At 69.9% G+C, this 16,106-nt stretch carries 18 protein-coding genes, 1 tRNA gene and 1 pseudogene; 1 reads left to right on the top strand and 19 read right to left on the bottom strand.

Annotation, left to right across the window (positions count from 1 at the left end; translation table 11 throughout):
• The 6 genes and pseudogenes from AC6EKW_RS03855 to lepA all read right to left on the bottom strand — a co-directional run.
• On the bottom strand, positions 1 to 491 hold a 491-nt coding region (locus AC6EKW_RS03855), incomplete at its 3' end, for a hypothetical protein (RefSeq protein WP_498513740.1).
• Between the two features lie 139 nt (positions 492 to 630).
• Complete coding sequence (locus AC6EKW_RS03850) at positions 631 to 1,311, bottom strand: response regulator (RefSeq protein WP_498513739.1); 681 nt, start codon at positions 1,309 to 1,311, stop codon at positions 631 to 633.
• Positions 1,301 to 1,669, bottom strand: a complete 369-nt coding sequence (locus AC6EKW_RS03845) for a sensor histidine kinase (RefSeq protein ID WP_498513738.1) — start codon at positions 1,667 to 1,669, stop codon at positions 1,301 to 1,303. The genes AC6EKW_RS03850 and AC6EKW_RS03845 overlap by 11 nt, the downstream gene beginning before the upstream one ends.
• Positions 1,670 to 1,731: 62 nt before the next feature.
• Positions 1,732 to 2,733, bottom strand: a pseudogene (locus tag AC6EKW_RS03840) (PAS domain-containing protein); the annotation flags it as partial.
• A 69-nt stretch (positions 2,734 to 2,802) separates the two neighbouring features.
• Entirely contained in the window at positions 2,803 to 4,173 is a 1,371-nt protein-coding gene (wbaP, locus tag AC6EKW_RS03835; protein ID WP_498513737.1) for an undecaprenyl-phosphate galactose phosphotransferase WbaP, read from the bottom strand.
• A gap of 212 nt (positions 4,174 to 4,385) precedes the next feature.
• The gene (gene lepA / locus AC6EKW_RS03830) at positions 4,386 to 6,167 is read right to left on the bottom strand and encodes a translation elongation factor 4 (protein ID WP_273887049.1); all 1,782 of its coding nucleotides are present in this window, start codon (positions 6,165 to 6,167) and stop codon (positions 4,386 to 4,388) included.
• Positions 6,168 to 6,258: 91 nt separating this feature from the next.
• Between lepA and rpsT the strand changes: the two genes are divergently transcribed.
• Positions 6,259 to 6,534 carry a 30S ribosomal protein S20 gene (gene rpsT, locus AC6EKW_RS03825; RefSeq protein WP_273887048.1) on the top strand — a complete coding sequence of 92 codons (276 nt, stop codon included), beginning with the start codon at positions 6,259 to 6,261 and terminating at the stop codon, positions 6,532 to 6,534.
• Here the strand turns inward: rpsT and holA are convergent.
• From holA to mreC, 13 genes are all read right to left on the bottom strand, one after another.
• Positions 6,531 to 7,463 (bottom strand): DNA polymerase III subunit delta, encoded by a 933-nt coding sequence (gene holA, locus AC6EKW_RS03820; RefSeq protein ID WP_273887047.1) that lies wholly within the window; start codon positions 7,461 to 7,463, stop codon positions 6,531 to 6,533. The genes rpsT and holA overlap by 4 nt on opposite strands.
• Positions 7,464 to 7,473: 10 nt before the next feature.
• A complete protein-coding gene (locus AC6EKW_RS03815) occupies positions 7,474 to 9,051 on the bottom strand; it encodes a ComEC/Rec2 family competence protein (RefSeq protein ID WP_273887046.1) in 1,578 nt (525 codons plus the stop codon).
• Positions 9,035 to 9,430: a ComEA family DNA-binding protein gene (locus AC6EKW_RS03810; protein WP_273887045.1), complete on the bottom strand. Its 396-nt coding sequence runs from the start codon at positions 9,428 to 9,430 to the stop codon at positions 9,035 to 9,037. The genes AC6EKW_RS03815 and AC6EKW_RS03810 overlap by 17 nt, the downstream gene beginning before the upstream one ends.
• Before the next feature lie 45 nt (positions 9,431 to 9,475).
• Positions 9,476 to 10,435, bottom strand: a complete 960-nt coding sequence (locus AC6EKW_RS03805; protein WP_273887044.1) for an NAD-dependent epimerase/dehydratase family protein — start codon at positions 10,433 to 10,435, stop codon at positions 9,476 to 9,478.
• Between the two features lie 77 nt (positions 10,436 to 10,512).
• Positions 10,513 to 10,585: transfer RNA gene (locus AC6EKW_RS03800), tRNA-Ala, on the bottom strand.
• A 55-nt stretch (positions 10,586 to 10,640) separates the two neighbouring features.
• Positions 10,641 to 11,042, bottom strand: a complete 402-nt coding sequence (rsfS, locus tag AC6EKW_RS03795) for a ribosome silencing factor (protein ID WP_273887043.1) — start codon at positions 11,040 to 11,042, stop codon at positions 10,641 to 10,643.
• Positions 11,039 to 11,683 (bottom strand): nicotinate-nucleotide adenylyltransferase, encoded by a 645-nt coding sequence (gene nadD, locus AC6EKW_RS03790; protein WP_273887042.1) that lies wholly within the window; start codon positions 11,681 to 11,683, stop codon positions 11,039 to 11,041. Before nadD ends, rsfS begins: the two co-directional genes overlap by 4 nt.
• Positions 11,680 to 12,924, bottom strand: a complete 1,245-nt coding sequence (gene obgE / locus AC6EKW_RS03785; RefSeq protein WP_273887041.1) for a GTPase ObgE — start codon at positions 12,922 to 12,924, stop codon at positions 11,680 to 11,682. The genes nadD and obgE overlap by 4 nt, the downstream gene beginning before the upstream one ends.
• A gap of 28 nt (positions 12,925 to 12,952) precedes the next feature.
• On the bottom strand, positions 12,953 to 13,213 hold the full coding sequence (rpmA, locus tag AC6EKW_RS03780; RefSeq protein ID WP_273846119.1) for a 50S ribosomal protein L27: 261 nt from the start codon (positions 13,211 to 13,213) through the stop codon (positions 12,953 to 12,955).
• Positions 13,214 to 13,216: 3 nt separating this feature from the next.
• Entirely contained in the window at positions 13,217 to 13,501 is a 285-nt protein-coding gene (gene rplU, locus AC6EKW_RS03775) for a 50S ribosomal protein L21 (RefSeq protein WP_273887040.1), read from the bottom strand.
• A 92-nt stretch (positions 13,502 to 13,593) separates the two neighbouring features.
• Positions 13,594 to 14,730, bottom strand: coding sequence for a rod shape-determining protein RodA (gene rodA / locus AC6EKW_RS03770; RefSeq protein ID WP_498513736.1), 1,137 nt, complete (start codon positions 14,728 to 14,730; stop codon positions 13,594 to 13,596).
• Complete coding sequence (gene mreD, locus AC6EKW_RS03765; RefSeq protein WP_273887038.1) at positions 14,730 to 15,242, bottom strand: rod shape-determining protein MreD; 513 nt, start codon at positions 15,240 to 15,242, stop codon at positions 14,730 to 14,732. Before mreD ends, rodA begins: the two co-directional genes overlap by 1 nt.
• Entirely contained in the window at positions 15,236 to 16,105 is an 870-nt protein-coding gene (gene mreC / locus AC6EKW_RS03760) for a rod shape-determining protein MreC (protein WP_273887037.1), read from the bottom strand. The genes mreD and mreC overlap by 7 nt, the downstream gene beginning before the upstream one ends.
• Position 16,106: the final 1 nt, after the last annotated feature.

Here is a 16,106-nt window from a genome sequence, read left to right as displayed (position 1 = left end):
GTGGCCGCGCCGGACGAAGGAGCGGCCCCGGCACCGGCCGCGGGGGAAGCAGTGGAGGTAGAGGCGGAGGTCCCGGAGACGGGCCAGATGCCGGTGCTCGCGACGACCCTGAGGCCCCTGGTGTTGAGCACGCCGTTACCACCGATCTGGTTGAACGGGTATCCGGTCACCCGGATCATGACGCTCCCCGTGTAGATGTTGGCGTTCTGGCCGTCGATGAGGGTGCCCTGCGTCCCGTCGGCGTCCTGCAGCGTCACCGAGGCCCCCGGCGAGATGACGTAGTTGCCGGAGATGCGCAAGAGATCGCCCGGGCTCACGACCCCGACCGGCGGCGCGTCCACGAGCACCTGCACCGGGAGCCCGGCGAGGGGGCCGGAGGGCGCGGTCGGCGCGCCGTACTGGGCGTCGGAGCTCGTCTGCGCCCCGGCCGTGGCGCCGAGGAAGAGCGCCGCGAGCGCGGCGAGGAGCACGGCCATCGCGCGCGCGGTCATCGATCTCTTATGGTTCGTCGTCCCGCCCATCTCTCGTGACCCCCTCTTCGGATACACCTTCTCCAGCGGTACCCTGGAAATATAGAGCATGGGGAGGGCGGGCGGCATTGGCCAGATGGCCATTATTTCGCACGCCGCGTCAGATCCCGCTGATCAGGCCGAGTTCGACGCCGCGGACGGCGGCCTGGGTGCGGTTGGAGACGCCGAGCTTGTTGAAGATGTGCTGCACGTGGAGCTTGACGGCGCTCACGCTGATGTAGAGCTCGTCGGCGATCTCGTTGTTGGTCTTGCCCTGCGCGACGTGGTGGAGGATGTCGAGCTCCCGCCGGGTGAGCGGGCTGGTGGGCGGGGGCACCCCGCGCGCCGAAGCGTCCTCGCGGGTGAGGCGCAGCAGGAGGTTCGAGGCGAGCTCGCTGTCGAGCGGGGACCGGCCGGAGAGGACGTCCCGGATCGCGGAGACGAGGTCCGGCTCCTCGGCGTCCTTGAGGACGTAGCCGGCGGCCCCGGCCTTGAGCGCCCCGAGCAGGTAGTCCGGGTCCTCGTGCGCGGTGAGGACGAGGACCGGGGTCTTCGGGAGGAGGTGTTTTATCCTGCGGGTCGCCTCGATCCCGTCCATGAACGGCATCCTGACGTCCATGAGGACGAGGTCCGGCTTGAGGCGCTGCGCGAGCTCGACGGCCTGCCGGCCGTCGGTCGCGTGCTCTTCGAGCAGCCGCACGCCGGGTATGTCCGAGAGGGCGTCGTAGAGGCTCTCGACGTAGTCCGGGCTGTCGTCGGCGAGCAGGACCCTGGCCGTACGGGTCGCCTTCTCAGAGGCCATCTTCATCCCCCCTGTGGGTCGGGATACGGGCGCGCACGAGCGTCCCCTTGCCCGGCGAGCTCTCTATCTCGAGCACCCCGCCGGCGAGCTCCACCCTCTCGCGCATCGCCGGGATGCCCACCCCGCCGGGACCGTCCCGCCGCATCCCCTCGAACCCGCACCCGAAGTCGCGCACGTCGAGCCTGGCCCGTCCGTCCTCGACGCGCAGCTCCACGAAGACCGGCGTCTCACCGGCGTGCTTCTCCACGTTGTGGAGCGCCTCCTGGGCGACCCGGAAGAGCGCCACCTCCACGTACCCGTCCAGGTGCTCCTCACCGATCGCCTCGCGGTAGTAGATCTCCCGGCCGTCCTCCCGCATCCGCTCGACGAGCCGGCGCAGCGCCGGGGCGAGGCCGAAGTCCTCCAGCAGCGGGGGCGCAGGTCCTCTATGAGGTTGCGTCCGGTGTCGATCATCTCGTCGATGATCTCGCCCATCCTCCGGAAGCTGCGCTCCTCCAGCCCGGTCTGCGGGGCGCGGCGGCGGGCGAGGGTCTGCAGGCGGCGGCTCAGCGCGGTGGCGCGCTGGATGATATAGTCGTGGATCTCGTAGGCGATCTTCCGGCGCTCTTCTTCCTGCGCGAGCAGGATGCCGGCGGCGGCGCGTTCGATCAGGGGATCTTCGCCGTCGAGGTAGCGGCCCTCTAACCCCCGACCCACCAGGACACCGAGCCAGGCGGAGATCGCACGCACCCCCGCCACGCTCCCCTCGCTCCCGAGCGCGGAGCCCCCGGCGACCTCGAGCACCTTACCGCCGGATTCCGCGAGCGGCGCATAGACGGCCACGCCACTCTCGTTCTTCTCCACGAGCACATCCCCCGGCCCGAGCGCCGCGACGCGGCCGGGGTCGGGCCGGGGAGCCGACGCCCCTACCTCGCCCCTGCGCACCTCGGCCAGCACCCGGAGCCGGCCGTCCTCGCACGCGCAGATCGCCGCGCGGTCGGCCGGGACGGCCCCGCAGACGAACCCCAGCAGGTGCCGGGTCGCCGCCGAGCGGAACCGGAGGCCCCTCTCGGCAGCACCATCCACCGTACGCGCCGCGTCGAGCGGCTCCAGGAACAGATCCGCGATCTCGGCCCCGCGCGACGGGCCCGCGTGCAGCGAGAGGATGCCGACCCCGGACTCCCCCGCCGGGGAGAAGTCTAGCCAGAGGCCTTCACCCGCGGGATGTCCATCGCCGGCGTCGCGCAGGCCGAGGATCTCGTGCAGGCAACTGCCGACCATCTCCTCCTGCGAGATCCCGAGCATGGAACATGCGGCCGGGTTCGCGGCGAACACCACCCCCTCGGCGGATAAGATGATCAGGCCGGCCTCACACCTCTCGAAAGCAAGCCTGTACAGGCCTTCCTGATCGTAGAAGCGAAGCCCCCTCTCTGCAACATCCACGATACGCCCCCTACTTACCTGTACCGGTGATATTTTAGCAATGTTTCTGTAATAAAGGTAGGAGGTGATTCAGTAAGCTCCACGTTTCGAGAGTACGCAGATCACCGTACGCCACAGGATCACAAGATCAAGCCATATCGACCAGTTGCGCACGTACTGTGAGTCCAGCCTCACCCGCTCTGCGTAGCTGATGTCGTTGCGACCCCTGATCTGCCAGAGGCCCGAAATCCCCGGGCGAACCCGCCGATAGAGGTCGAACTCTTCCCCATACCTGACGACCTCCGAGTCCACGATCGGCCTTGGCCCCACCAGGCTCATCTCTCCCTTCAATACGTTGATGAGCTGCGGCAGCTCGTCCAGGCTGGTGCGCCGCAGTAAGCGGCCCACACGGGTCACACGGGGGTCGCGTCGAAGCTTGAAATTCTGCTCCCACTCCCTCTGTAACTCCGGATCCCTGGCGATGAAGTCTCTCAACAACCTGTCGGCGTCCCTGTGCATGGTACGGAACTTCCAGCACCTGAAGTGTCTTCCTCCTTCCCCCAACCGCCAATGCCCGTAGAAGACCGGCCATCCGGAATCGATCAGCACGGCGAGAGCAATGAAGAAGAGAAGCGGGCTTATGAGCAATCCACCCATGATCACCCCGTAAACATCCAGTGCCCGCTTTACGAACCTCGGCCAGGGATCGAGAAGGTTACGCCTTATTCCGATCCCGACGCTTCCCCCTAGGTTGCGGGCCGTAACGATGGAGCTCTCGAGATCTTCGAGGCGGGGGACGATGATCACGTGGCGGAAGACGTAGCTCATCTGAACCATGTAGACAGGAAGTCTCTTGCCGCCGAGATCTGGGACCGCGAATATCACGGTATCCACACCCCTGCGACGGAGGGACGCCAGGTGTCCGTAAAGATCCCCTTCATCTACCGGGCTTCCGTAGAGGGTGGGGAACATGGGCACAAAACCCAACTCCCACTCCTCACGCAGCCGGCGCGCGACGCGCGAGGCGTCCTCCGGCTCCCCGACGACGAGGACCGGCTTGCCCCACAGCCCGCCCCTGCGCAGCAGCACCCGCACCCCGGCGCGCACGAGCGGCGCGAGCACCAGGAGCCCGGCGAACCCGGCGAGGACGAACAGGCGAGAGATGTTGCTCCCTATGTGCAGGAAGTAGAAGAAGACGACCGTGACGCCCCCTGCGACGAGGGTGGCGTGGCTCTGCCGCCGGAGGCTCTCTACGACCGATAGGCCGTAGCCGGGATAGAGCCCGGCGGCCGCCCTGAGCCCCACCCACAGGATGATTCCGGGCACGAAGACCAGGTAGGTGAGATCGCTCAGGGGCCCGAGCCCTACGAGGATGTGCACCCAGCGCGCCGAAAGCCACACCCAGACGGCGAGCAGGAGGTCCAAGGAACCCAGAGAGAGCGCCGCCACGGCCCGGCGCACCGACTGGCGCCTGCGGGTGTAGAGTGCCGCCCTCTCCCCGCGTGCGGGGTTGCGCAGCAGAGCGGGACCTTCGGTCCCGATATCGTGGTCTGCGATCTGGCTCAGAGAAACCCCTCCCTGCTAAAGCCCGTCCAACGGTCTCCGAACCGATAACCATTCTAGGGGGAGGGGCCGACGCCCCACATTGGCCGGGTGGCCATTTCCTTCGAAGATCAGATACGAATCGCGGCGAGGAAGGCTTCCTGGGGGATCTCGACGTTCCCCACCTGCTTCATCCGGCGTTTTCCGGCCTTCTGTTTCTCGAGGAGCTTGCGCTTGCGGGTGATGTCCCCGCCGTAGCACTTGGCGGTCACGTCCTTGCGGTAGGCCTTCACGGTCTCGCGCGCGATGACGCGCCGGCCGACCGCGGCCTGCACGGGCACCTCGAACTGCTGGCGCGGGATGAGCTCCTTGAGCTTCTCGACGAGCGCCCTGCCGCGCTGGTAGGCCTTCTCGCGGTGGACGATGATCGAGAGCGCATCGACCGGCTCCCCGGCGACGAGCACCCGGACCTTCACGAGGTCCGCCGCCTCGTAGCCCTTCGGCTCGTAGTCGTAGGAGGCGTACCCTTTGGTGCGGCTCTTGAGGGCGTCGAAGAAGTCCGTGATTATCTCGGCGAGCGGCAGGTCGTAGGTGAGCTGCACCCTCTTCGCCGAGAGGTACTCCATCCCGACCGAGGTCCCGCGCCGCTCGTGGCAGAGGCCCATCACCGCCCCGACGTACTCGTTCGGACAGACGATCGTCGCCCTGACGACCGGCTCCAGGATCTCGTCGTAGTCGTCGGGGAGGTCGCTCGGGTTGGTGATCTCGAACTCTTTGCCCCCAGCGCGCACCCGGTAGCGCACGCTCGGGGAGGTCGCGATGAGGTCGAGGTCGAACTCGCGCTCGAGCCGCTCCTGCACGATCTCCATGTGCAACAGGCCCAGGAAACCGCACCGGAACCCGAAGCCGAGCCTGGAGTTCTCGGGCTCGAAGTAGAGCGAGGCGTCGTTGAGCTGCAGCTTCTCCAGCGCCCCGCGCAGCCGCTCGAAGTCGTCGGCGTCGGTCGGGTAGAGCCCGGAGAAGACCGTCGGGAGCGCCCGCTCGTAGCCGGGCAGCGGCTCCTTTGCGGGCTCGGCGGCGAGCGTGACCGTGTCCCCGACCCGGAGCGCCTCGATGTCCTTGAGCCCGGCGACGAGGTAGCCGACCTCCCCCGTCCCGAGCACCTCGAGCGCCTTCGGCTTCGGCGAGTAGCAGCCGACCTCCAGAAGCTCGAACTCCTCGCCGCTGCGCATCGCCCGCACCGCATCCCCCTTCCTCAGGGAGCCGTCGAAGACGCGGGCGAGCGAGATCACGCCCCGGTAAGGGTCGTAGAGCGAGTCGAAGACGAGGGCGCGCGTCCTCTCGCAGGTGCTCTCCGGCGCCGGGATGCGCTCGACGATCGCGTCGAGCAGCTCCTCGACCCCCTCTCCGGTCTTGGCCGAGAGGCGGATGATCTCGGACTCGTCCACCCCGATGAGGTCGACCAGCTCCCCGGTGACCGCGGCCACGTCGGCTATCGGGAGGTCGATCTTGTTTATGGCCGGGATGATCTCCAGGTCGTGCTCCAGCGCCATGTAGAGGTTGGCGAGCGTCTGCGCCTGGATGCCCTGGCTCGCGTCCACCAGCAGCACCGCCCCCTCGCAGGCGGCGATCGCCCGCGAGACCTCGTACGCGAAGTCCACGTGCCCCGGGGTGTCGATGAGGTTGAGGGTGTAGGTCTCCCCGCCCCGGCGGTGGAGCAGCCTCACCGCCTGCGCCTTGATCGTGATGCCCCGCTCGCGTTCGATCTCCATGGTGTCGAGGATCTGGTCGACCCTCTCCCTCTCGGGGACCGCGTCGGTGAGCTCGAGCAGGCGGTCGGCGAGGGTGCTCTTCCCGTGGTCTATGTGCGCGATTATGCAGAAGTTGCGCGTGTTCCGTGCGGTGCTCTCCACCCGAGAGAGTCTAACACGATTGCCTTCGCACTCCCGGCATGTTACATTCTCCCGGTCCGAGGTTTTCACCGGAAGAAGGAGGCAGGATACCATGCCGGCACCGTCGAAGAGGGAGCGTCAGAACCGCAGGCGTTACGAGCGCAACCGCAGCGTGCGCACCCGCCTGCGCAACCTCTCCAAGCGCTTCTACCGGGCGCTCGAGGCCGGGGAGGTCGAGCAGGCGCGCGCGCTGCGCGACACCAGCCAGAAGGAGTACGCGAAGGCGGCGACGAAGGGGATAATCCACCGCAACAAGGCCTCGCGCAAGCTGAGCCGCCTCGACCGCGCGCTCGCGAAGGTCTCCTCGCGGGGCGAGAGGGAGGGCTAGGAGGCCCTCTCCCGGCACAGCTCAATCGTGGCGAGCTCGACCTGGAGGCGCGCCTCCAGGTCGCTTCTTCCTTTGAGCCCGCCCTCCAGGGCGAGCAGCACCGAGAGGGCGCGCTCGACGCCGGCGGGGTCCAGGTTCCGGGCCTGCTCCGCGAGCTTGCGGGCGACGAACGGCGGCACCCCGAGCTGTCCGGCGAGCTCGCGCGGGGCGGCCCCCTCCCCGACGAGCGCGAGCGCCCGGCCCACCAGACGGAACTGACGCCGCATCATGTACACGACCCGCAGCGGCGGCTCCCCGGTGGCGAAGAGCCGGGCGAGCGCCTCGAGCGCCCGCCGGCGCCTCCCCTCGGCCAGCGCGTCGACGAAGGCGAAGATGTTCGACTGCACGTCGGGCGGGCACAGGGCGTCGAGATCCTCCCGGCCTATCCTCCCCCCCTCCCGGTAGAGCGCGAGCTTCTCGAGCTCCGGGATCATGCGCAGCTTGTCCTCCGAGCAGCGCCGCGCGAGCTCGGCGGCGACGTCCTCGGGGAGCTCCGCCCCGAGCTCCTTCGCGCGACGTGCGGCCCACCGGGCGAGCGCCCGCCCGGTCGGCTGCTCGAACTCGTGCACCTCGCCCACCTTCTCGACGGCCGCCCGCAGCCTCTCGCGGGCGCCGAGCTTCCTCGCGAGGAGGACGAGGTCGGCCTCCCCGGCCGGGTCTTCGAGGTAGCGCGTGATCACGTCCTTCTGCGCGGCGTTCCAGGCGTCGACGCCGCGCACGACGACGAAGCTCCCCTCCCCGAAGAGCGGGTAGGAGTTGCAGGCGGAGACGGCCTCCTCCGGGGATGAGGCCCCGGCGTCGAGGACGACCGCGTCCCGCCCCCTCCGCAGCCTCTCCACGCCGCGCCGCTTGCGCTCCTCGTCGTCGCCGAGCAGAAGGTAGACTCCCACGCCACCAATTCTACCCGGCCGCCCACCCGAGCAGGCCGATCCACAGGGCCGACCAGAGGAGCGCCACCGCACCCCACAGCCGCTGCCTCCCGGCGTCGAGCGCCCCCGAGAGCGCGGCCGGCAGACACCCGGCGTAGAGCAGAGCCTCCATCACCGCCCCGACCCCGGACGTCGCGACCGCGGCGAAAGGCAGCGTGGAGAACCCCCCGGCGACGTGCTCGAGCAGGACGACGAGGAACCCGTTCGCGGCGTTCAACGGGTAGGCGAGCGGGGGGAGGACGCTCCCCGAGAGCGCCCCGAGCATCCCGAGCACGAGGATCGGACCGGAGAGCGGGACGGCGAGCAGGTTCGCGAGCACCCCGACGACGGAGACCTGCCCGAAGGAGGCGGCGAGTATGGGTGCGGTCGCGACCTGCGCGGCGAGCGAGACGACGAGCGCCTCCCTCACCCACCGCACCCGCCCGCGGAAGGCAGGCGAGAGCAGGCGCGAGAAGGGCCCCCGCAGAAGCAGGATGCCGCCGACGGCCGCGACCGAGAGCTGGAAGCCCACGCTGTAGAGGAGCCGGGGGCTGAAGGCGAGGACGAGCGCGAGCATCGCGCCCATGAAGTGCAGCGGCGAGAGCCGCCGCCCGAACGCCGGCGCCAGGAGCACGAAGCCCGAGACGACCCCGGCGCGCACCGCCGAGGGCGGCGCCCCGGCGACGACGATGTACAGCCAGACGAGCGCGAGCGCCGCCGGCCCCCGGGCGGTGAGGGGCAGCCCGATCAGGCGCAGCAGCACGTAGAGCGCGGCGGTGATGACCGCGACGTGCTGCCCGGAGATCGCGATCACGTGCGCGATCCCGCTGCGCCGGAAGTCCTGACGCGTATCCTCGGGGATGAGCGACTCGTCCCCGAGGACCATCCCCTGCACGACGGCGGCCTCGCGCGGGGCGAGCCCGTAGCCGAGCGCCTCCCGCGCGCGCCGGTGCACCTCTCCGATCCATCCCCCACCCTCCACGAGCCGCACCGAGCGGGCCTCGAGCACGGCCGAGATGCCCTTCGTCGAGAGGTAGCGCCCGTAGTCGAAGCCGCCCCCGCCGCCTTGAGGCGGCGAGAGGCTTCCGGTGAGGCGCACCCTGTCCCCGACCCCGGCCGAGAGGTCGCCGGCGAAGACCTCGATCCCGCCCCCGCGCAGCACCTCGCGCCCGCCGTACCACAGCCGCTCGACGCGCACGTCGGCCCGGTAGCCGAAGCCCCCGCGCACCGGTGGGGAGGTCACCCGCCCGAGCACGGTCACGCCGTCGGGCTCGACGGCGGCGAAGTCGGCGAGCGGGTCGGGAGACGAGGCGTGGAGGGCGGCCACGCCCCACCCGGCCGCGACGAAGAGCGGGGCGAAGAGGGCCATCGGGCGCCACCCTTCGGGGACGATCCCCTCCCACAGGGCGGCCCCTCCGGCCACGGCGAGGGCGGCCAGGACGAGCGCCGGGGCGAAGCGGGGGGCGGCCGTCCCGGCGACGGCGCCGCAGGAGAAGAGCAGCGCCCACAGATCCAGCCGGACCGGCGGGGAGAGGTCGAGGGGGAGATCCGGCTCAGTAGACCGTGGCAAAGGGCTTTATCTTCTCCAGCGTGGCCGGGCCTATCCCGGGGACCCGCTCCAGCTCGTCGAGGCTCCGGAACGGCCCGTGCCCCATGCGGTACTCGACGATCGCGCGGGCCGTCGCGGGCCCGACCTCCGGCAGCTCGTCGAGCTCCTCCGGCCCCGCGGTGTTGACGTTCACCAGGAGCGGCTTCTGGGCCTCGCGGGCGGCCTGCTCGAGCGAGAGCCGGTAGACGACGTGCGGGGCGCCCCCGGACATCCGCGAGGCGTACCAGGCCCCGCCGGCGAGCGCGGCGAGGACGGCGAGGCACACGATCAGGTAGTGCCGCAGGCGGGCCGGGCGCGGCGGTTCAGCGCCCCTGGTTCCCCCTGTCTCGAAGCCCCTCATCCTCGATGGGTTTATCGGACGGGGGCGGGGGGCGCTTTAGCGCCTCTACCAGCCCGAGACCGCGCCCTTGGTCTGCTCGAGCGAGAGGAGCGCCTCGCGCACGGCCTCGAGCGAGGTGTAGCGGGGCTCGTAGCCGAGAAGCCGCCGGGCCTTCTCGATCGAGCAGTTCGGGCTGTGGGCGATGTGGTCCCAGGTGGCCTCCGCCGCCTCCTCCGAGACGCCGCCGCGCCACTCCTCGAACGGGACGAAGCGTAGATGCGCCTCGCGTCCGAACCACCCGGCGACGGCCTCGGCGTAGCCGCGCAGCGTGACCGCCTGCGGCGAGACGACGTGGAAGCTCTCCCCGACCGAGGCGCTCCAGGAGGAGAGCGCCCGCACGAAAGCCTGCGCCACGTCGTCGGCGTGGACGTGGTGGACGGTCTCGAGCCCCAGGTTGGGGAGCGGGAGCTCCTCGCCGCGGGCGAGGGCCCCGAAGACGGCCGGCTCGAAGTTCCCCTGCGGGTTGACGGGCACCCACCCCTCCCCGACGATGTGTCCGGGGTGCAGGACGGTCGCGGGGAGGCGGCCGCGCCGGGCCTCCGCGAGGAGGTAGGCTTCGATCTTCGCCTTGTTCGTCCCGTACTCGCCGAACGGGCGGCGTGCTTGATCCTCGGTCGTTGGGACCCGCGTGCTGTGCCCGTGCACCCAGATCGTCCCGCAGTGCAGGAAGTGTTCGACCCGCCCGCGCAGCGCCTCCGCGAGCTGCCGGGCGCTCTCGGGGGTGAAGCAGATCAGGTCGATCACCGCGTCAGGGTCGAGGTCTCGCACGAACGCGCCGAAGTCCCCCCTGCTCTCCAGCTTCCCGCGGTCGGCCTCGACCCGCCGCACCCGCCCCCAGGCCGGGTGTTCCCTGTAGGGTTCCCTCCTCCCCCGGCTCACCGCGACGACCTCGTGCCCCTCCTCGACGAGGCGCGGCACGAGGTAGGTGCCGATGTGACCGCTCGCTCCTACGACGACGACCCGCATGCTACGAAGCTCCTCCCTCGGGTGCACACCGACCCGATGATAGAGGAGGGGAGGGGGGATTGCATGGGCGCGTGTTGTGGAGCCGACGGGGCTCGAACCCGTGACCTCCACGCTGCCAGCGTGGCGCTCTCCCAGCTGAGCTACGGCCCCAAAGGTAAGGCTGGCAAAGTATAAGGGGCATCCCCCCGGGTGTCAAACGGCGGGGCTAGCCCTCCCAGCGCTCCTGCGGGGCGGCGCGCCAGAGGGACTCCAGCCTGTAGTAGTCGCGCGCCTCGTCGGTGAAGATGTGCACCACGACGTCGTAGAAGTCCAGGCTGATCCAGGAGGATCCCTCGTCCGTGCGGCTGGAGCGCGGGCGGTGGCCGGCCTCCTTCATCCTGCCCACGACCTCCTCGGCGACCCGCCGGGTCTGGCGCTCGGTCCCGGCGCTGGCCACGACGAAGTAGTCGGTGTAGGAGACCATGCCCCGCAGGTCGATGATCGTGACGTCGTTGGCGAGCATCTCGCCCGCGGCCCTCGCCGCGGTGGTGGCCATCTCGCGGCTCATCTCCTCCGGGTCCTCCCGGTAGGCCTGCCCGCGGCTGCGGGCCGGTTCGCTGCGGCTCACGGCTTCTCCTTCTCCTTCAAGCTCTCTCCTTTCTTCGAACCGTCGTCCGCGTAGAGGTTCTTGCGCGCTATGATCCTGTAGACCTCCTCCGGTACCAGGTAACGTACGCTCCTCCCGCGCAGCATCCGGCGCCGGATGCCCGAGGCGGAGATGTCCACCCGCGAGCACTCGACGGGGATGATCCTGTCGTAGTTGTTCAGCGCGTCCTCCAGGTGGCTGAGCTTCGAGAGGTCGTAGCCGGGGCGGGTGGCGGCGACCATGACCACCTCCTCGAGCAGCCGGTCGGGCTCCTTCCAGGAGAGGAGGTTGGAGACCTCATCCGCCCCGGCGATGAAGTACCACTCGACGTGCGGGTGGCGCTCCTTGAGCAGCCGGACGGTCTCGACGCTGTACATCGGGCGCCCGGCCTCTATCTCGATGGTGTCGACCGAGAAGCGCGGGTTGGCGGCCGTCGCGGCGCGCACCATCTCGAGCCGGTCGGCGGCGCTCGCCCGCAGGCTGGAGGCCTTCTTGTGTGGCGGGATCCCGCCGGGGACGAAGACCACCTCCTCGAGATCGAGCTCGTCGGCGACCTGCTCGGCGATGATCAGGTGCCCCTGATGGATCGGGTCGAAGGTGCCGCCGAAGATGCCCTTCCTCATCTGAAGTCGAACTCCACCCCGCCGATCCTGACCTCGTCCCCGGGCCGGGCCCCGGCCCTCCGGAGCGCGGCCACGACCCCCCGGCGCTCGAGCTGCCGCTGGAAGTGCTCGACGCCCTCCCTGCTCTCCCAGTCGGTCTTGAGCGCGATCCGCTCTATCTCCTCCCCGGAGACCTCGTAGTACCCCTCGGAGGCGCGCTCGACCCGCAGCCCCTTCCACCGCGGGCGGAAGACCCGGTGCGCCCGCGTCCCGGCCGCGGAGGCTCCCTCCTCCCGTTCGAGGTGCGCCAGGCGCTCCCTGAAGGCCTCGCGCAGCTCCTCCACCCCCTCGCCCGAGAGGGCGGAGACCTGCAGCGCCCCGGGGAAGGCCTCCCGGAGATACCCGCGCAGCTCCTCGTCGAGCAGATCCACCTTGTTCAGCACGGTGAGCGTCGGCTTGCGCGAGAGCCCGGCCGCGCGCAACTCGGCGAGGAGCACCTCCCGCGCCTCCTCCGGGCTCTCCCCCGCGTCCAGCACGATCGCGAGCAGCCGCGCCCGGGCCACGTGGCGCAGGAAGCGGTTGCCCAGCCCCCGCCCCTCGCTCGCCCCGGCGATGAGCCCGGGGATGTCCGCCACGACGAACGGCTGCGGGTAGCCCCTCTCGTCGACCACCCCGAGCGAGGGCGTGAGCGTGGTGAAGGGGTAGTCGCCGACCTTCGGGTGCGCCGCAGAGAGCGCGCGGAGCAGCGAGGACTTCCCGGCGTTCGGCAGCCCGACGAGCCCGACGTCCGAGAGGACGCGCAGCTCCAGGCGCACCTCGCGCTCCTCCCCCGGCAGCCCCCGCTCCCGGAAGGCCGGCGCACGCCGCGTCGGGCTCTTGAACGAGGCGTTGCCCCGCCCGCCCTCGCCGCCGCGCGCCGCGACGAAGCGCTCCCCCTCGCGCGAGAGGTCGGCGAGAAGGCCCGAGGAATCGTACACGAGCGTTCCGAGGGGCACCGGGAGCACCACGTCCCTGCCGCGCTCCCCGGTGCGGTTGTTGCCCGAGCCGTGCCCGCCGCGCCCGGCCTTTATCACCCGGCGGTAGAGGTACGGCTCGAGCGTCGAGAGGTCCGCGGTGGCCTCGAGGATGACGCTCCCGCCATCCCCCCCGCGCCCGCCGTCGGGACCGCCGCGCGGCTTGTACTTCTCGCGGTTGAAGGAGACGCTCCCGTCCCCGCCGCGACCGCCCCGGACGACGAAGCTGACCTCGTCTACGAACTGCAAGGGGGCTACATCCCCCCCACCTTCGGGATCAGACCGGCGCCTCCTCGACGACGCTCACCACGCTGCGGCCCCGCGAGCGCTCGAAGCGCACCCGGCCGTCGACCTTCGCGAACAGGGTGTCGTCCGAGCCGAGGCCCACGTTGTGTCCCGGACGCACCTTCGTCCCCCGCTGCCGGACGATGATGCTCCCGGCGGAGACGCGCTGGCCGCCGAAGGCCTTCACCCCGAGCCGCTTGCCCGCCGAGTCGCGCCCGTTGCGGGAGGAGCCTCCACCCTTCTTGTGCGCCATCTGCTATACCTCCGTTATCCTGATCTTCGTGAGCGACTGACGGTGACCGGTCTTCTTCCGGTAGCCCTTCTTCGGCTTGTACTTGTAGACGTGGAGCTTCTCGCCCTTGAGGTGCTCGACGATCTCGGCCTTCGCCGTACCGCCGAACTCGTAGCTCCCCTCGCCCCCGGCGAGGCTCACCGGAAGCTCGACCACGTCCCCGACCTCGCCCGGGAGCCGCTCGACGAGCAGCTCCTGATCCTTTCGTACCCTGTACTGTTTTCCACCGCTCTTTATGACCGCGAACATCTCGTTTCCTCTCTTCTCCGTGAGCTCCATCGGATGAGACCGAACCCGACGTCTCTTCGCAAGGATCGGGAGGTTAGTATACCAGAGAGAGCCTAGATCCCCTCTTCCCGGCGCGGCAGCTGGCGGGCGCGCATCGCGATGCTCTCCAAGAGCCCCACGGCCATCACGTCGACCACCAGGCTGCTGCGGCCGTAGCTTATGAACGGCAGCGGGATCCCGGCGACCGGCATGATCCCCATCGTCATCCCGATGTTCACGAAGACGTGGAACAGAAAGATCGTCGAGATGCCCGCCGCGAGCAGCACCCCGAAGCGATCGCGGGCTATCGTCGCCACCCGCAGCGAACGCCAGATGAGCACGAAGAACAACCCGATGATCAGCACGCTCCCGACGAACCCGATCCTCTCCGCCAGGTTCGAGAAGATGAAGTCGGTGTGGTCCTCCGGCAGGAACCCCAGGTTCGCGAGCGTCGTCGCCCCGAGACCCTTCCCGAAGAAGCCCCCCGAACCTATCGCCATCCGCGACTGGCAGACCTGGTAGCTGATGCCGCTCGTGCAGTCGTGGTTGAGGAACGCCGTGATCCGGGCGATCTGGTAGGCGGGGATGAGCCCGAACCTGACGGCGATCCCCCCGCCGACGGCCCCGATGAGGACGAGCCCCCCGAGCTGCCAGAGCCTCGCCCCCGCGGCGTAGGCGACGACCAGGAAGATCGCGCCGAAGACCCCGGCCGTGCCCAGGTCGGGCTGCAGAAAGACCAGAAACGCCGGCACCGCCGTGAGCGCGAGGGCCTTCAGCAGCACGGGCAGCCTTCCGGCGTTGCTCGAGGCCAGATACCCCGCGAGCACCACCACCATGAGCGGCTTGGCGAACTCCGAGGGCTGCACCTGCACCGGGCCCACGTCGATCCAGCGCTGCGCCCCGCCGGCGGAGACCCCGACGACGAGCACCACCACGAGCATCGCGAGCATCACGGCGTAGATGGGCCGCAGAAACCGCTGCCAGAAGCGGTAGTCGATCAGCATGAGCGCCACCGCCCCGGCCAGGCCGATGACGAGCCCCTGCGCCTGGCTGACAGCGTAGGCCCGCTGGTCGTTCTGGCCGGCTATGTACACGGCGCCTATGCCTATGCCGCACAGAACCAGAGACGTGAGCAGGAGGATCACGTCGAGCGACCCGAGCCTGGCGGAGATCTCCTTCGCCCGCTGGCGGCCCGTACGTCCTCCGGTCATCAGGTCCATCCGAACCCCTTCACCCTGACGCGTCGCAGGAACCACATTCCGAACAGGTACGCGAGGACCCCGTTTATCACCGCGTCCGGCAGGACGCCGAGGAGGATGTATCCTCCGAGCGGGGGACCGTTCATCCCCGCCAGCGAGGTCCCCAGCAGGTGTATTATGTCGTAGGCGGCGACCGAGAGGGCGGCAGCCTGCGTCAGCAGCAGCCGCTCCACGCCCCTCACCTGCACCCTCCCGAGCCTGAGCGCGATCGCCGCGGCCACCAGCCCGCCCAGCGCCCCCACCCCGAAGAGCCCCTCGCCCAGGGCGTCCACGAGCACCCCGCCGAAGAACCCGAGCAGGAGCCCCTGCACCTCCTCGAGCCCGAAGGCGCAGACTGCGACCGCGATCAGGGTGAGGTGCGGCGAGATCGTGCCGAAGGTCAGGTACGGCCCGATTATCGCCTCGACGACGGCCGCCACCACGACGAGCAGGGCCGACCTCCCGAGCGAGGTGCGCTCTACCATCCCGTGATCACCCGCACTTCCTCCAGGTCACCGGGGTGCACGGCGGGGGCCACGACGATCTTCTTGTACTGGTTGATGTCCTGGGAGCTCACCGACTTCACCCTGCCGACCAAAAGCCCCTGCGGGAACATCAGCTGGTACCTGCCGGCCCTGCCGCTGGTGACCACGTAGTCACCGGTGTGCACGTTCGCGCTCTGATTCACGTAGTCGACCCCGAGGTACCCCCCGTAGCTGGCCTCCAGCAGCCCCTCGGGCGTCGAGCCCGAAGCGCCGCCGGACTTCCTGGGCACTATCTCCACCCCGGCCTTGAAGCTCTGGTCGGTCACCAGTATCACCTCCGCGGTGTGGGCGCTCACCTGCGCCGTGCGCCCGACGAGGATGTTGTCCCCGACCACCACCGGCTGCCCCGGCCTGACCCCGTCGCTCGATCCCACGTCTATCATCACCCGGTCGGTGAACTGCCCGCCTATCGGGGAGATCACCTGCGCCAGCGGCGCGTAGCGGTAGTTCGGACGGCTCCCTTTGAGCATCGTCCGCAGCTGGTCGTTCTGCCGGGTGAGCGTCGCCACCCGGGCGGAGAGCGCCTCGTTCTTCTGCCGCAGCCGGGCGAGCTCCCGGGAGTTCGCCCGGTTGCCCCCGAAGAGCCCCGAGAGCGCGTCCCCGGCGGACTTGAAGGGGTGGGAGACCGCCGCCACCGCCGTGCGCCCCGGTCGCAAAGCCTCCGCCGCCCCGAGCTGCACCGTGTGCAGCGGGCCGGAATCACCCTCCTTGGTGTAGATCGTGAACAGCGCCGCGCTCGCCACCAGGAGGATGACGAACGTGAGCAACCCGCCGGAGGAGCCGGAGCGCTTGCGCCTCCCCATC

The sequence above is a fragment of the Rubrobacter sp. M3-4 genome, from assembly GCF_059772285.1.
This window is presented reverse-complemented; position numbering and strand designations above follow the sequence as displayed.

Bases quoted from the DNA above. Each gene is read 5' to 3' on its own strand.
- rpsT (WP_273887048.1), top strand. From the start codon at position 6,259: ATGCCGGCACCGTCGAAGAGGGAGCGTCAGAACCGCAGGCGTTACGAG.
- rodA (WP_498513736.1), bottom strand. From the start codon at position 14,730: ATGACCGGAGGACGTACGGGCCGCCAGCGGGCGAAGGAGATCTCCGCC.
- rpmA (WP_273846119.1), bottom strand. From the start codon at position 13,213: ATGGCGCACAAGAAGGGTGGAGGCTCCTCCCGCAACGGGCGCGACTCG.
- rplU (WP_273887040.1), bottom strand. From the start codon at position 13,501: ATGTTCGCGGTCATAAAGAGCGGTGGAAAACAGTACAGGGTACGAAAG.
- AC6EKW_RS03845 (WP_498513738.1), bottom strand. From the start codon at position 1,669: ATGCGGGAGGACGGCCGGGAGATCTACTACCGCGAGGCGATCGGTGAG.
- AC6EKW_RS03850 (WP_498513739.1), bottom strand. From the start codon at position 1,311: ATGGCCTCTGAGAAGGCGACCCGTACGGCCAGGGTCCTGCTCGCCGAC.
- mreC (WP_273887037.1), bottom strand. From the start codon at position 16,105: ATGGGGAGGCGCAAGCGCTCCGGCTCCTCCGGCGGGTTGCTCACGTTC.
- nadD (WP_273887042.1), bottom strand. From the start codon at position 11,683: ATGAGGAAGGGCATCTTCGGCGGCACCTTCGACCCGATCCATCAGGGG.
- AC6EKW_RS03810 (WP_273887045.1), bottom strand. From the start codon at position 9,430: ATGAGGGGCTTCGAGACAGGGGGAACCAGGGGCGCTGAACCGCCGCGC.
- mreD (WP_273887038.1), bottom strand. From the start codon at position 15,242: ATGGTAGAGCGCACCTCGCTCGGGAGGTCGGCCCTGCTCGTCGTGGTG.
- AC6EKW_RS03805 (WP_273887044.1), bottom strand. From the start codon at position 10,435: ATGCGGGTCGTCGTCGTAGGAGCGAGCGGTCACATCGGCACCTACCTC.